The following is a 14926-nucleotide window of genomic DNA, read 5'->3' as shown; positions in this document are numbered from 1 at the left end:
CCGTGCTCGACGACGGGGTGACGGCCCAGGCTCACGAACAGCAGCCTGCCGACCCTCGCGATCCGCATGCGCGTCTGACCGCCCTGTTCGACCAGGGCACGGTCCAGCCGCTCTCCCCCGACGACGACCGCAGCGGCGCGCTGGCCGCCATGGGGCGCGTGGAGGGCGTGCCGGTGGTGGCCTTCGCGAGCGACGCGCGGATCCAGGGCGGTGCCATGGGCACCGCCGGTTGCGAGCACATCGTGCACGCCTACGACGTCGCGGTCCGCGAGCGGGTCCCGGTCGTCGGCCTGTGGCACTCCGGCGGCGCCCGGCTCGCCGAGGGCGTCGAGTCCCTGCACGCCGTCGGCCGGGTCTTCGCCGCGATGACCCGCGCCTCGGGACTGGTCCCGCAGATCTCCGTGGTGCTCGGCCCGGCCGCCGGCGGCGCCGCCTACGGGCCGGCCCTCACCGACCTGGTGATCCTGTCCGACCAGGGCCGCATCTTCGTCACCGGCCCCGACGTCGTGCGCAGCGTCACCGGCGAGCAGATCGACATGGCCGCCCTGGGCGGCCCCGAGCCGCACAGCAGGCGCAGCGGCGTCGTCCACGTCGTCACCAAGACCGACGGCGAGGCCCTGCTGCACGCACGCCGCCTGGCCGTGCTGCTCGGCCACCAGGGCCGCCTGCGCCCCGAGTCGGTGCAGGACGTCGACTTCTCCGGCCTGCTGCCCGACCGGGCGCGCCGCGCGTACTCCGTGCACCCCCTGGTCACCGGCCTGCTGGACGAGCCCGGGGTGGAGCTGCACCCCAAGTGGGCGCCCAACATCGTCACCACGCTGGGGCGCCTCGGCGGCCGCACGGTCGGCGTCATCGCCAACAACCCGATGCGGCTGGCCGGCTGCCTCGACTCCGCCTCGGCCGAGAAGGCCGCCCGGTTCGTGCGCATGTGCGATGCCTTCGGGGTGCCGCTGGTCGTCCTGGTGGACGTTCCCGGCTACCTTCCCGGCGTCGGCCAGGAGCACGACGGCGTCGTCCGGCGCGGCGCCAAGCTCCTGCACGCCTTCGCCGAGGCGTCGGTGCCCCGGGTCACGCTGGTCACCCGCAAGGCCTACGGCGGGGCGTACGTCGCGATGAACTCCCGGGCGCTGGGCGCCACCAGGGTGTTCGCCTGGCCGACCGCCGAGGTCGCCGTCATGGGGGCCCTGGCCGCCGTGCGCGTGCTCAAGCGGCGCGAGATCGCCGCCGCCCCCGAGGAGGAGCGCTCCGCCGTGGAGGCGCGGCTCGCCGAGGAGCACGAGAAGATCGCCGGCGGCCTCGACCGGGCCATCCAGATCGGCGTGGTGGACGAGGTCATCAAGCCCGCCGAGACCCGCGGCGCCATCGCCAGGGTCCTCGCCCAGGCCACCCCCGCACGCGGCGCCCACGGCAACATCCCGCTGTAGCCGGGAACGGCTCCTGCTGTCCGAGGCTCTCCGGGCCTCACGAAGAAGGTTCCGCACCGGCGTTCCGGTTGCGGAACCCTCTCACATCGCCGCGTCACACCGCCGGCCTCCCGCCGGCCGAGCGGCAGCCGAACCTGCTGTTCGCCGCCGCCCGCCATGTCAGCGGGACTCCGGACGGCACCGCCGCGTCACACCGCCGCGTGCAGCCACCGGACCGGGGCGCCGTCGCCGGCGTACCGGAACGGCTCGAGCTCCTCGTCCCACTGTTTGCCGAGCAGCTTGTCGAGCTCCTCCTCAAGGACCACCCGGCCCTGCGCCGCCATCAGCATCACGTTGCGCAGCCTGTCCTCGGGCACCATGATGTCGCCGGACACGCCGATCATCGCCGTGAAGGCGCCGAGCGTCGGCGTGTAGGCATGCCGCGAGCCGTCCACGCCCGGCGAGGCATCCTCGGTGATCTCAAAACGGATGCGCTGCCAGCCCATGAGGGACGACGTGATCGCCGCGGCCGTGCCGGGACGACCTTCCCACTCGGCCTGTGTGCGCACAGTGCCAGGCTGGGCTGGCTGCGGGGTCCACGACAGGTCGACGGGTATGCCAAGGACACCCGCGACCGCCCATTCGATGTGCGGGCACAGCGCGGGCTGAGCCGAGTGGACGTACAGCACGCCACGAGCAGACACCGGACCTCCCGTTTCGTACGAGGTGCGCCTTCCCCAACGTCCTCATACTGGGATGATCACAAGTGACTGAGGGAGAGACTACCGTCCGTCGTGGCGGGGCACCAGAGCCGGGTCATACCTAATCACGCTTGGCAACTCTCCGCATAGGGAAAGATGCATCCTGTGATTGCCGTCCCTATGCGCTCCCTATAAGGAGTCCCCCCGTGAACGTGCAGGCCGTCGAACACCTCCCCGGCCGCCGCGCCTTCATCCGCCCGGGCGAGCTTCTCGCCCGCTCCCCCGACGCCGCCGGGCGGTGGGCCCAGTCGGCGCACCACACCGACGGACTGTTCCTGTTGCGCCTGTCGCACGGGGCTGACCCGTGCGAGATCGCCGCCTCGTTGCGCGCAAGGGGGCAGGACGCCTCGCCCAACCATGTCGTCGTGGGGCAGCCGCTGTTCTTCGGCGGCCCCTCCGGCGCCCCGCGGCCCGCGCCCGCCCTCGCCCTGGGCGGCGGCGAGCCGTCCGGGGTGACGGCCGCGGTGCTGGACACCGGCCTCGCCCCGCACCCCTGGTTCGCCGGCGCCGACTGGTTCCCCGGCCAGCCGGGCGAGGTCCTCGACGCCGACGGCGACGGCCTTCTCGACGGCCAGGCGGGGCACGGCACGTTCATCGCGGGGCTGCTGCTGCGCCAGGCGCCGGGCATCCGGCTGCGCGTCGTGCGGGCTCTGGACAGCCACGGCGTGGGCGACGAGGCCGGCGTGTTGCGCGCCCTCGGCGCCCTGCGCGAGGCGCCCGTCGACGTGCTGGTGCTGTCCTTCGGCTGCCACACCTACGACGACCGGGCGTCGCCTCTGGTGGAACGCGCCCTGGCCGCGCTCACCGGCACCGTGGTCGTCGCCTGCGCGGGCAACACCGCCTCCGCGCGGCCCTTCTGGCCCGCCGCGCTGCCCGGAGTGATCGCCGTGGGCGCCCTCGACTCGGCCGAGGTCACCCGGGCCCGCTTCTCCGCCTACGGCCCCTGGGTGGACGCGTGCGCGCGTGGCGAGGCCTTGACCAGCAGTTTCGTGGACTTTCACCCATTCGACGGCTATGCCATGTGGAGTGGCACGTCGTTCGCGGCCGCCGTCGTGGGCGGGGCCATCGCCGCCGCCGCACGCCGCGTGCCGCCCGGCGAGGCGGCACACCAGGTCCTGCACGCGACCGGCACCCGATTTCCCGATCTCGGGGTCCACGTCGCCGGTCCTCGCTAGTCTGATCACCGAGTGCGATTCCCCCATCACGTGAAGTGTTCCCATGCCATACGACCTCGACCTCCTCGACGAGACGGCCTGGCGCGACCTGGTCTCCCGCTTCGGGCACCGCATGTGGGCCGTGGCCCGGGCCACCGGGCTCGACCCCGCCGACGCGGGCGACGCCGTCCAGGCCGCCTGGCTGCGCCTGCTCGAGAGCGGGCACACCATCCGCGACCCCGAGCGCGTCGGCGGCTGGCTGATCACCACCACCCGGCACGAGGCCATGCGCATCGGGCGCGCGCGGGCGGGCGCCCGGCCCTCCGGCCTGCCCACCGACCTGCCGCCCCCCAGCGGCGCCGACCCGCCGGACTCCTGCGGCGGCGATCCGGTCGCGGCGTTGCTCAGCGACGACCAGGGACGGCGGCTCTGGGCGGCCGTCGACACCCTGCCCCGGCCGTGCGGCGCCCTGGTGCGGTTGATCGTCCTGGCGCCCGACGCCAGCTACGCCCAGCTGTCCCGGCGGCTGGGCATGCCCATCGGCAGCATCGGCCCCACCCGCATCCGCTGCCTCAAGCGCCTGAGATCACTCGTGGAGGACCAGCGATGACCGACGACGACCACCTGCTGGCCGCCCTTCGTCTGGCGGCCGGCGCCGATCCCGTCCCGGCCCATGTCATCACCGACGCTCAGGCCGTCCACGCCCTGCGCCTGCCCGACGCCGTCATCGCCGACCTGGTCCCACTCCACGACTCGCCACCCGGGCCCGAGGCCGAGGTCTCGCCGCCGCACCGGGACGTCTCCCCGGTTGAGGTCCATCGCCTGCTCGACGGCCGTCCACCAGGATCACCCGGCGAGGGGAGGTCCGCGCCCCGGTTCGGCCGCCCGCTCGGCGCGGGGCCCTTCTCCGGCACCCGGCCGCCGCCGTCCGGCACCCGGCCGCCCGTCTCCGGCGCCCGGCCGCCGTTCGCGCGGGCCAGGCCGCCGGCCGGGGTGCGTTCCGACGGGCACGCGTCCGAGGGAGAGCCGCGCCTGCTGCGCTTCGCCGCCGAGGAGATCACCATCGACGTCGAGATCACGGTCTGCGACTCCCATCTCGACCTGGCCGGCCAGGTGCTCCCCGCCCCGGGCGAGGGGGGCCGCGTCGAGATCAGGACACCCCACGTCAGCAAGATGCGCCTGCCCACCGAGACCGGGGAGTTCGCCACCACAGGACTGCCCCACGGATGGGTGAGCGTCGTGTACCACCGCACCGGCGCCCCACCCGTGGCCACCCGCTGGCAGTGCGTCCGCCCATGACCCCCGACCCCCTGACGACGACCGCCCCCCTCAGCCGCCCTTCGACCGAGCCGCCCGAGCACCGCCACCTGGTCGCGGCGGCCGAGCGGGCGGTCGAGGGTTCGGGGGCCGACCCCGAACGGGCGCGCCGGGACGCGCTGGCCGTTCTCGACATGGCGAGGGCGCGGGGCTGCCGGGAGGCCGAGTCGATCGCCCACCGGGCGCTCGGCCTGGCCGCGCGCGAGCTGGGAGACCTCCGGCCCGCCGCCGACCATCTGGACCAGGCGGTCCGCGTGGCCCGCGACCTGCCCGGACGCGCGGCCCAGGCGCGGATGTCGCTGGTCGCGGTCCGCACGGAACTCGGCGACCCCGTCGGCGCCCTCCGCGTCGCCGACCTCGCCGAGGGCGGCCTCGGCGGCCTGGACGCCGCGCGGCTCGGCGTCCAGCGGTCGGTGGCCCTGGTGCGCCTCGGCCGGCCCGGGGAGGCGGTGGCGCACTGCGACCGGGCCGTCGAACGGCTCACCGGAGCCGGCGACCCCCGCTTCCTGGCGGGCGCGCTGCTCAACCGGGGCCTCGCGCACACCTTCCTCGAAGACTACGACGCGGCGTCACGCGACCTGTCCGCCTGTGCGGCCCTCGCCCGGGACGCCGGGCTCGATCACATCGCCACCCTCGCCGAGGCCAACGTGCCGTTCGTCGCCGCCCGGCGCGGGGACGTCCAGGCCGCCTTCACCGGGTACGAGGCCGCCGAGCGCGCGCTGACGGGATATCCCGAACGGCTCGCCGCCATGCGCGCCGACTTCGCGGGCGCGCTGCTGGCCGCCTATCTCCCCGGGGAGGCCCGCGCGCTGCTCAGGCAGGCCGTCCCCGACCTCGCCGCCACCGGAGCCCTGGTCGCGCTGGCCGAGTCACGGTTGCTGCTGGCGCAGGTCGAACTCCTCGTCGGCGACCCCTACCAGGCGCGGGCGGCCGCCGAAGCGGCGGCCCGCGAGCTGGACGGCCAAGGCCGCGACGCCTGGGTCCCGCTGGCCGAGGAAGTGATCCTGCGCTCGCGCATCGCCGTCGAGCGGCCGTCGCCACGGCTGGCGGAGGAGGCCCGCTCCCTGGCCGCCCGGCTCGCCGCCCACGGATGGCCCGCCCCCGCCGCCGCCCTCCGCCTCACCGCCGCGGAGCTCACCACGGCCGGGCCCACCGACGCCGGAGGTTCGGTGTCGGATGTGGTGGAGGGCGATCTGGAGTTCGTCATCAACGGGGCGCCGGCGGCGGGGAGGGCGCATCGGGTCGTGCGCCATCATGCGGTGGCGCTCCGGCACAGTCTCCGGGGCGATCCGCCGGCCGCGTTCTCCGCGCTGCGCGAGGGCCTTCGGGAGGCCGCCGCGGGCAGCGAGCGGCTGAACGACCCCGGAGTGCGGGCGCACGCGGTACGGGCGGGCGAGCGGCTCGCCGGGTTCGGCCTGTCGCTGGCCCTGCGTGACGGGCGGCCGGACACCGTCCTCGGCTGGGCCGAGCACTGCCGCGCGGTAGCCCGGGGGCACGCCGGGGAGGCCATGCCGATCGATCACCTGCGCGCCGCGCTGGGCGGCGCCGCGCTGGTGCAACTGGTGCGCCACGACGACCTGCTCGCCGCCGTGGTCGTCACCGCCGAACATCGCGTGCTGCGGTCGCTCGGCTCCTACACCGAGGCCGCCGAGGCGACGATCCGGCTGCGGTACGGCCTGCGGCGAGCCGGTCTGCGCGACACCGGCTCCGGCACGCCCGGGGTGGCGGTGGAGGCCGGGGCCCTCGCGGCACGGCTCGTGGACCCGCTGGCCGCCGACATCGCCGATCGCCCACTGGTGATCGTGCCGACCGGAGCGCTTCACACGCTCCCATGGGCGACGCTGCCGCGGTTGCACGGCCGGGCCCTGTGCGTCGCCGCCAGCGCCGGCGCCTGGCTCACGGCCACCTCCCGCCACCCTGCCCCGCCCTCCGTCGTCCGGCCGTCCCCCGCGCCGGTACCACCGTCCGACGGTGTCGCCGGCCCTGTTGTGGTGGGCGCGCCGCTGGTGGCGGCCGTGGCCGGGCCGGGGCTGGAGCACGCGGGCACCGAGGCGGCGAGGGTCGTCCGCGCCTACCAGGAGGCCGCCCGCACCGCGACGACCCGCCGGCCGCCCGGTGACCCGGCCGCCACGGCGGTGCGCGTCGCCGCCACCACGGCCGGCGTGCTCGCCGCGCTGGGCCGGGCCGAGGTCGTGCACATCGCCGCCCACGGGTTCTTCTCGGCGCGCAGCCCGCTGCTGTCGCGCATCGCCCTGGACGACGGAGCGCTGATGGCGTACGACCTGCTGGGACTGCGCCGGACGCCGTGGCTGGTGGTGCTGTCGGCCTGTGACGCGGGCATGGCCCACGCGCCGGTCGACGGGACCGCCCTGGGGCTGGCCGGCGCCTTCCTCGACCAGGGCTCGGCCTGCGTGATCGCCGGACTGGTCCCCGTGCGCGACGAGGAGGCGCTGACCCTGATGACGCTGCTGCACGAACTGCTGGTGCGCGGGCACGCTCCGGCCGAGGCGCTGGCCATCGCGTCGGAGCGCACCGGCGTGCACGGGTTCGCCTGCTTCGGCTCCCTCGGCCACCCCCTCCGGTCGCACGACCGATGAGGGGCACTCTCTACACGCACGACACCGGGGCGCCGCCCCTTGTGGCCACACGGCCGCCGAGAAGCCGTTCTTCCTCCAGGACGCCGCGTCCCTCCCCTGCCCGGCCCGTCGAGACGACGGTCGCCGGCTCTCGCCGGACAGGGGCCACGTGCCGGGCATCGAGCCGGGAAGGGCCGTAAAGGTCGAAAGATCAGGTCATAATCCATGCGTGGGCGGGCGGAGCAGGCGGTCGTTTCTTCGGCTCGGCGGGATGGTCGCGGCCGGGCTCGTGGTCCCGGGGTCGGCGGGGCCGGTGGGGGAAGGCGCCCTCACCGCTCTGTTCGCCGGTCATTTCGCCCGGTTGCGGCGACGGTGGCGCGAGGTGACGGCCGGGACGGGGTTCGATCCCGCGGCCGAGCCGTACCGCGCCCGGCTGGCCGCCCTCGGGGCGAGGGCCGCACGGCACCGGGATGCCATGGCGCCCGCCGACGCGTGGGTGTGGCCGGACCGGCCGTTCCCGTCGTTCGTCTCCACCCTGGAGCGGCTGCGTGCCATGGCCCGCGCCTACGCCCTGCCGGGGACCGGGCTGACCGGCGACCCCGGCCTGGCCGCCGCGGTGGCGGCGGGCATCGACCACTACCGGCGGCGCGTGTACGCGGCGGACGCCGAGGAGGTGGGCAACTGGTGGCACTGGCAGATCGGCGTCCCGAAGCGACTGCTGGACGCGGCCGTCCTGATCGGCCCCCACCTCACCGACGCGCAGAGCAGGGCACTGAGGGACGCGGTCGATCACTTCGTCCCCGAGCGCCGTCTGGCCTCCTACAGCGGCACCAGCACCGGGGCCAACCGCGTGGACCTGTGCGTGGTCATGCTGCTGCGCGCCATGCTGAGGTCCGACCCGCGCAAGGCGGCCCTGGCGGTCTCGGCCCTGTCCCCCGTCTTCCCCTACGTCCGCGACGGTGACGGGTTCTACCGGGACGGCTCCTTCATCCAGCACACCTACGTCCCCTACCAGGGCGCGTACGGGGCATCGCTGCTGTCCGGCCTGGCGACGCTGTTCGCCGTGCTGCGTGGATCTCCCTGGGAGATCGACGACCCGAACGCGCAGGTGATCTTCGACAGCGTCGAGAACTCGTTCGCACCGGTGGTGCACGACGGCTTCTGCATGGACATGGTGCGCGGACGCGGCGTCGCCAGGAGGCCGTACGGCGACCACGGCAGGGGGCACGAGATCGCCGCCGCGACCCTGCTGCTCGGTGAGTCCGCCTCCGCCGCCGAACGGGCGCGCTGGCGTGCCATGGTGAAGGGGTGGGCGCTGCGGGACACCTGCGTGCCCATGCTCGGCACGGCCGAGGCGGTCGACCTCGGCTTCCACGCCCGCCTGTCCGCGGTCCTCGCCGACGACGCCGTCCCGGCGGCCGCGGAGCCGGTCGGGCACCGGCTGATGGCGATGAGCGCCCGCGCGGTGCACCGCAGGCCCGGCTGGTGCGCGGGGCTGAGCATGGCCTCCTCGCGCATCGGCCACTACGAGCACGGCAACGGCGAGAACCCGCGGGGCTGGCACACCGGCTCGGGGATGCTCTACTGGTGGGCCGAGGGTCATGGCGACCAGTACTCCGACTCCTTCTGGCCGACCGTGGACCCCTATCGGCTGCCCGGCACGACCGTCTCGACCCGGCGGCTGGCCGACGGCGCCGGCGAGGGATGGGGCGACACCTGCCCGCCGGGGCGCTGGGTGGGCGGCGCGACCGACGGCGTGTACGCCACGGTCGGCCAGCATCTGAACGGCCTGGAGAGCACGATGGAGGCGTTCAAGTCCTGGGTGTTCCTGGACGACGCCGTGGTGTGCCTGGGCGCGGGGATCACCTCCCGCGACGGCGTCCCGGTCGAGACGATCGTCGACAACCGCCGCACCGGCGCGGCGCTCATGGTGGAGGCCACCTGGGCGCATCTGACCGGGCATGGTGGTTACGTGCTGCCCGGCGGCGCGCCCCTGCGCACGGCGCGAGAGCGACGACGAAGCGAGGGTGCCGAACCGGCCGGACGGGATTACGTGACACTGTGGCTCGACCACGGGGTGGACCCCGTCTCGGCGGGCTACGTGTACCTGCTCCTGCCGGGCGCGAGCCTCGCGACCACGCGGGCCCGCGCCGCCGACCCCGGCTGGGCACAGGTGCTCGCCAACACCCCGCGCCTGCAGGGCGTCCACGTCCCCTCGCTCGGAATCACCGCTGTCAACTTCTGGGACGCCGGGGCCGCGGGCGGGCTGTCCGCCTCCGCGCCGTGCGCCGTCCTGGTCAGGGAGCCCGGCGACGGCACGGCCACGGTCACCGTGGCCGACCCCCGCCGGGACCTCACGGAACTCACCGTCACCTGGCGCCGCCCGGTGGCGGAAATCCTCCACGGGCACCCGCTGGTGACCGGCGCGCGGACCGGCGCGGCGCTCACCCTCGGCCTCGGCCGGCTCGCGGACCGGGAAGGCGCCTCCCACACGATCACCGTGCGCCTCGGCTAGCCGCCGGTGCGCCGCCCCCGTACGGCGGACGGGCCGCCGTACGGACGCGCCGGGCCGGGCGGTCAGCCTTTCTCGACCGGGCGGGAGGAGTCGGCGACCCAGTTGGACCAGGAGCCGACGTACAGGGCGGCGTGGACGCCCGCGATCTCCATCGCCAGCACCTCGTGGGCGGCGGTGACGCCGGAGCCGCAGTACGCGCCCACCGGCACCTCGGGCAGGGCCCCGAAGGAGATGAAGCGCTCGCGGAGGAACTCGGCGGGGTGGAACCGCCCCGACGGGTCCACGTTCTCCATCGTGGGCGCGCTGACGGCGCCGGGGATGTGCCCGGCGACCGGGTCGATCGGTTCGACCTCGCCGCGGTACCGCTCGGCGCCCCGGGCGTCGAGCAGCACCCCCTCCCCGGCCAGCGCGCCCGCCTGCGCGGCGTCCAGCATCGGCATCCCGCCCGGACGGGCGGTGAAGTCGCCGGGCTCGACGGCCGGCTCCTCCTTGGTCACCGGGTGGCCTTCCTCGGCCCACCTGCGGTAACCGCCGTCGAGCACGCGCACGTCGGGGTGCCCGAAGTAGCGGAGCGTCCACCACGCGCGGGCCGCCGCCGTGGAGTCGGCCTCGTCGTAGACCACGACCCTTCGCGAGGCCGACACCCCGAGGCGGCGCATGGCCTCCTGGAAGGCGCCGGCGTCCGGCAGCGGGTGGCGGCCGCCCGCGCCGGGCGGGGCGGCGAGGTCGCGGTCCAGGTCGCAGAAGACCGCGCCGGGGAGGTGCCCCTCGCGGTAGGAGTCGATGCCGGGCGCGCCTACCAGCCGCCACCGCACATCGAGGATCGTCGCGTCGCCAAGGTCACCAGGACTGATCAACGGGCTCATGGGAATTCCGGGGCGGACGCCCTGCCGTGTCGGCCATGGGAGGTAGCCCCTTGCCTCCTTCTCGTGTGCGTGTGGTGGCCGGTCTCCGGCCCGCCCCCTGCTGGTCGCGGCCGTCACCGGTGGTGAGAAGGTCACCGGCCCGCGTTCCCGGAGTCAACCACGCCGGGCGTCCGCCGCACCAGGTGATCGGCGTGTCGTCTGTGGCACCCCTACGGAGGCGTCACGGTGGTCCGCCCGCCGGGACGGGCCGGGACCTCGGTGGTCCCGGCGGTCCGGGCGGGCGGCGCCGTGCGCGGCCGGCGCCGCGCGGGCGCCGGAGGGTGTCAGCTCGCCGAGCGGGCGGTCGCCTCGGACAGGGCCTTGGCGAAGGCCAGCACGTTGCCGACGGCCTCCGGTCCGTCGGCGGCCTCGCTCACGCGAAGCGAGAGGTCGTCGGCGGTGATGGCGCCGGTGTACCCGTGGTCGGCCTCGCAGTTCTCATCTCCGCAGGTGGCCGGCTCGAGATCGACGTGGGAGATGGCGCCCCAGCCGATGGTGAGCGTCACCTCGGTCGGCGGCACCCCCGGCACGTACGCCGCGGGGTCGGGGACCACCCGAGTGACCGCCACCGACTGGACGCGGCTCAGGCGCACCGCCTCGGTGGTGGTGGAGGCGTGAGAGGTGGGCATGCCATCGGCGGGCGGGTGCTCGTCGGTGTGGCACACCAGGAGCCGCGTGGGTGAGAGGATCACGACGGTGACATGCCTGCGGACCTCCATCGCAGGGTCGAATGTGGCCTCATGGTGGACGACGAACGCCGTCACCTGCTCCTTACCCAGCGCGGATTCCGCCGCGTCGGCCACGAGATCGGGGTAGTAACCGCTGCGTTCGATAGCCTCGCGCAAACCAGCGGCCGAGACTCGGGTTTCCCTCATGGGTCCATCCTGCCCTGTCTCGGCACGGTGTTTCACCTCATGGGCGCTCACCTTGGGCGCCCTTCGGCCTGGGAGAGCCCGCGCCGCGCCGCGATCGGCGACCATCCGCCGCTTCCACCACAGCAGACGTCCGCCGTCACTTCCACGGGCGGCCTTCTACGCTCAGGGCGAGCGTGGCTCGCGCGGCGTCCGGTCGTGAAACGAACAGCGCGACGGCCGGCGGAACCGCGCCCCCGGACGAGGGCCGACGGCGCCGCGCCTCCAGACGACGGCGGGCGGTCGGGCGGGCGAGCCCCGGCGACGGCGAGCGACGACGGCTTGCCCAAGGGACGGCAGGCGGCGTCGGCTCCCTCAAGCGACGGCGGGCGGGCGGCGGCTTCCCCAGGCGAAGGGGGCTTCCTCGGCGATGGAGGGCTTCCTCGGGCGACGACGGGCGGTGGCCATCACTCCTCAGGCGATGCGGGGCGGGGCGGCCGGGGCCGGCGAGCCGTCCAGCCGGCCCCCTTCGCCGGAGGTGTCCGGCTCATCGGAGACGGCGCGGGCCCCGGTCCGGGCGCGGGCCGACGCCGCCCCGCAGCAGGGCGCGGGCGCCGACCACGCTGACCCCCGACTCCCCCACCAGCACCGGGTCCAGCACCAGCCGCACCACTCCCGGCAGCTCGTCGGCCAGCCGTCCCACCCGGATCAGCAGGTCCTCCAGCGCGCCGACCGCCACGGGCGGGTACCCGTGGCGCCCGAACAGCAGCGGCGCGGCGCGGACCGACCGCACCAGCGCCGCGGCGTCCTCGGCGGTGAGCGGCGCCAGCCGGAACGCCTCGTCGCCGAGCAGCCGGGCCGTGATGTCGCCGAGCCCGAAGGACACGACGGCGCCAAAGTCGGCGTCGTCCACGGCCCTGACCACGGTCGCCACGGCGGGCTGGGGCGCCATCCGCTGGACCGACAGTCTCACCCCCGGTCCGAGCCGCGCCGCCAGGTCGTCGTAGGCCAGCCGGACGCCGCCGGCGTCGGACAGGCCGAGCCGCACCGTGCCCGCCCGGTGGGAGATCTCCGGGTCGTCGGCGCGCACCACCACCGGCCAGCCCAGCTCCCGCGCCGCCTCGACGGCCTCCTCCGAGCAGGAGACGATCCGTGAGGGCCAGACGTGCACCCCGTAGCAGGCGAGCAACTCGGTGGCGTCGGCCTCCACCGCCCCGGCGACCGGCGACGCCGCCGGCCCTTCGCGGGCGACCAGGGCCGCCGGCCCCTGTGGCGGGGTGGTCTCCCCATCGGCGGCCCCTTCCTCGGGCGGCCGCCGTGAAGGCTCCTGCCGGTCCTGTCCGCGGGCGCCGTCATGCGCCTCGGGAGAGGCGAGCACGCGGTCGACCACCGCCCTGGCCGCCGCGGTGTCGACGTCCGGCAGGCCGGGGGGCGTGCCGGGCGGCGTACGCCGCCACAGGGCGTGGCGGACCACGTGGGCCAGGGCGCGCACGGCCTCCTCGGCGGCCGGATAGGACGGGATGGAACCCTTGCCCGGGTCGCCGCCCTCCCCCGGCACGCGCAGCTCCTCCGGCATCCCCATGCGGCCCTCGAAGGTGGCCAGCAGCGGCTTGCCGGTCTCCTCGGCCACCCGGACCAGCTCGGCCGCGACCTCGGCGGCGTTTCCCGGCACCGGCGGCATGTAGATCGCGACGATGGCGTCCACCTGGCAGTCCATGTCCGCCAGCGCCCGGCGGTAGTCCAGGGCCCCGGCGCGGGCGCCGAGGTTGGCCGGCGGGCACGGCTCCAGCCCGGCCGCCACGCACGCGTCCACGGCCAGCAGCGCCATCGCGTCGGAGTTGCTGACCACCCCGACCCTCGGCCCCTCGGGCAGCGGCTGGTAGGCGAGCAGTTGCGCGACGTCGAAGAGCTGCGCGAGGTCGTCCACCCTGATCACCCCGGCCTGCTCGAAGAGCGCGGTCAGCGCGGTGTCCGGCAGCCCGAGCACCGGGGCCGCGTGCCCGACCGGCACGCCCTGGGTGACGCCGCCGCTCTTGACGACGACGATCGGCTTCTCGCGGGCCGTCCGCCGGGCCAGCCGGGCGAACTTGCGCGGGTTTCCCAGCGACTCCAGGTAGAGCAGGATCACGTCGGTGGCCGGGTCCTGCTCCCAGTACTGCAGCAGGTCGTTGCCGGACACGTCGGCCCGGTTGCCGGCGGACACGAACGTCGAGATGCCCATGCCCCGCTGCGCCACCCGCTGCAGCAGCGCGGTGCCGAGCGCGCCGGACTGGCTGAAGAAGCCGACCCGCCCTCTGCCGGGCAGCCGGGCGGCGAGGGTGGCGTTCAGGCGGACCTTGGGGTCGGTGTTGGCGATGCCCAGGCAGTTCGGCCCGACCACGCGAAGGCCGTAAGCGCGGGCGATGCGCACCAGTTCGTCCTGGCGGGCACGGCCCTCGGGTCCGGTCTCGCCGAAGCCGGAGGAGACGACCACCAGGCCCCTGACGCCCTTCTCCGCGCATTCCTCGACCACGTCTAGCACAGCGTCGGCGGGGACGGCGACCACGGCCAGGTCCACGTCACCGTCGATCGCCGAGACGCTCTTGTAGGCCCGGACGCCGGCGACCGCGCGCACCTCGCGGTGCACCGGGTACACCGGACCGTTGAAGTCGGCGCCGAGGAGGTTGCGCAGCACGGTCTGGCCGATGCCGCCGGCCTCGCGGCCCGCGCCCACGACGACGACGGAGGTGGGGGTGAGCAGCCGCTCGATCGAGCGAGCCTCGGCCCGGTGTTCGCGCGCCATGGTGACCTCGCGGGAGGTCTCCGTGGTCGCCAGGTCCAGGGTCATCCGCACGACGCCGTCCTCGAACTGGCTCTGCGCCGTGTAGCCCGCGTGACGGAAGAACGCCATCATGCGGCTGTTGGCCGGCAGCACGTCGGCGATGAAGGACCTGATGCCGCGTTCCCGCGCCGCGGCCCGCAGGTGTTCCATGAGCACCGAGGCGACGCCCCTGCCCTGGTGGGCGTCCTCGACGAGGAACGCCACCTCGGCCGCGTCCTGCCGGCCCAGGCGGTCGAAGCGGACGACCGCCACCATCTCGGTGCCGAGGGTCGCGATCATCGCCACCCGGTCCACGTAGTCGACGGTGGTGAACCAGGCCACCTCGCGGTCCGACAGCCGCGGACGCGGGCCGAAGAACCGGAAGTAGATCGACTGTTCCGACAGCCGGGAGTAGAAGGCGCGGAGGATGTCGCCGTCCTCGGGCCGGATGGGACGCACGTGTACGGTGCCCCCGTCGGCGAGCACGACGTCGGCCTCCCAGTGGGCCGGGTAGTGAGGTTCCACATTGATGAGGGTAAGCGGCTGTCTGTCCGATTCGTTGGGCAACGCTTGTGCATCGACTGTGCACGGGTGTCCGCTCTATGCCCCACGCCCCGGCTTGAAGCTGTTAGGTTTTCTGTCAG

The 14926-nt window shown here is 75.0% G+C and carries 10 protein-coding genes; 6 read left to right on the top strand and 4 right to left on the bottom strand.

Annotation, left to right across the window (positions count from 1 at the left end; genetic code table 11):
- The first annotated feature begins 17 nt into the window (after window positions 1-17).
- Complete coding sequence (locus tag ABZU32_RS05910) at window positions 18-1424, top strand: carboxyl transferase domain-containing protein (protein WP_354918021.1); 1407 nt, start codon at window positions 18-20, stop codon at window positions 1422-1424.
- Between the two features lie 188 nt (window positions 1425-1612).
- Here the strand turns inward: ABZU32_RS05910 and ABZU32_RS05905 are convergent, their stop codons facing one another.
- Complete coding sequence (locus ABZU32_RS05905; protein ID WP_354917701.1) at window positions 1613-2107, bottom strand: DUF3145 domain-containing protein; 495 nt, start codon at window positions 2105-2107, stop codon at window positions 1613-1615.
- A 203-nt stretch (window positions 2108-2310) separates the two neighbouring features.
- On the opposite strand from ABZU32_RS05905, the gene ABZU32_RS05900 reads away from it, so the two are divergent.
- The 5 genes from ABZU32_RS05900 (at window position 2311) to ABZU32_RS05880 (ending at window position 9726) form a co-directional block, all read left to right on the top strand.
- Window positions 2311-3339, top strand: a complete 1029-nt coding sequence (locus tag ABZU32_RS05900; protein ID WP_354917698.1) for a S8/S53 family peptidase — start codon at window positions 2311-2313, stop codon at window positions 3337-3339.
- A 43-nt stretch (window positions 3340-3382) separates the two neighbouring features.
- Entirely contained in the window at window positions 3383-3928 is a 546-nt protein-coding gene (locus ABZU32_RS05895) for a sigma-70 family RNA polymerase sigma factor (RefSeq protein WP_354917695.1), read from the top strand.
- Window positions 3925-4617 (top strand): hypothetical protein, encoded by a 693-nt coding sequence (locus ABZU32_RS05890; RefSeq protein ID WP_354917692.1) that lies wholly within the window; start codon window positions 3925-3927, stop codon window positions 4615-4617. The genes ABZU32_RS05895 and ABZU32_RS05890 overlap by 4 nt, the downstream gene beginning before the upstream one ends.
- On the top strand, window positions 4614-7232 hold the full coding sequence (locus ABZU32_RS05885) for a CHAT domain-containing protein (RefSeq protein ID WP_354917689.1): 2619 nt from the start codon (window positions 4614-4616) through the stop codon (window positions 7230-7232). The genes ABZU32_RS05890 and ABZU32_RS05885 overlap by 4 nt, the downstream gene beginning before the upstream one ends.
- 208 nt (window positions 7233-7440) lie before the next feature.
- Complete coding sequence (locus ABZU32_RS05880; RefSeq protein WP_354917686.1) at window positions 7441-9726, top strand: polysaccharide lyase 8 family protein; 2286 nt, start codon at window positions 7441-7443, stop codon at window positions 9724-9726.
- 62 nt (window positions 9727-9788) lie between these two features.
- On the opposite strand, the gene ABZU32_RS05875 is transcribed toward ABZU32_RS05880, so the two are convergent.
- From ABZU32_RS05875 to ABZU32_RS05865, 3 genes are all read right to left on the bottom strand, one after another.
- The gene (locus ABZU32_RS05875; RefSeq protein WP_354917683.1) at window positions 9789-10592 is read right to left on the bottom strand and encodes a sulfurtransferase; all 804 of its coding nucleotides are present in this window, start codon (window positions 10590-10592) and stop codon (window positions 9789-9791) included.
- Between the two features lie 323 nt (window positions 10593-10915).
- Window positions 10916-11506 (bottom strand): DUF5998 family protein, encoded by a 591-nt coding sequence (locus ABZU32_RS05870; RefSeq protein ID WP_354848421.1) that lies wholly within the window; start codon window positions 11504-11506, stop codon window positions 10916-10918.
- Window positions 11507-12029: 523 nt separating this feature from the next.
- Window positions 12030-14807 carry a GNAT family N-acetyltransferase gene (locus ABZU32_RS05865; RefSeq protein WP_354917680.1) on the bottom strand — a complete coding sequence of 926 codons (2778 nt, stop codon included), beginning with the start codon at window positions 14805-14807 and terminating at the stop codon, window positions 12030-12032.
- Window positions 14808-14926: the final 119 nt, after the last annotated feature.

This window comes from Sphaerisporangium sp. NPDC005288 (genome assembly GCF_040607475.1).
Classification (GTDB): Bacteria; Actinomycetota; Actinomycetes; order Streptosporangiales; family Streptosporangiaceae; genus Sphaerisporangium; species Sphaerisporangium rhizosphaerae.
Note: the sequence above shows the minus strand (reverse complement) of the source record. Positions and strands in the feature narration are given on the sequence as shown.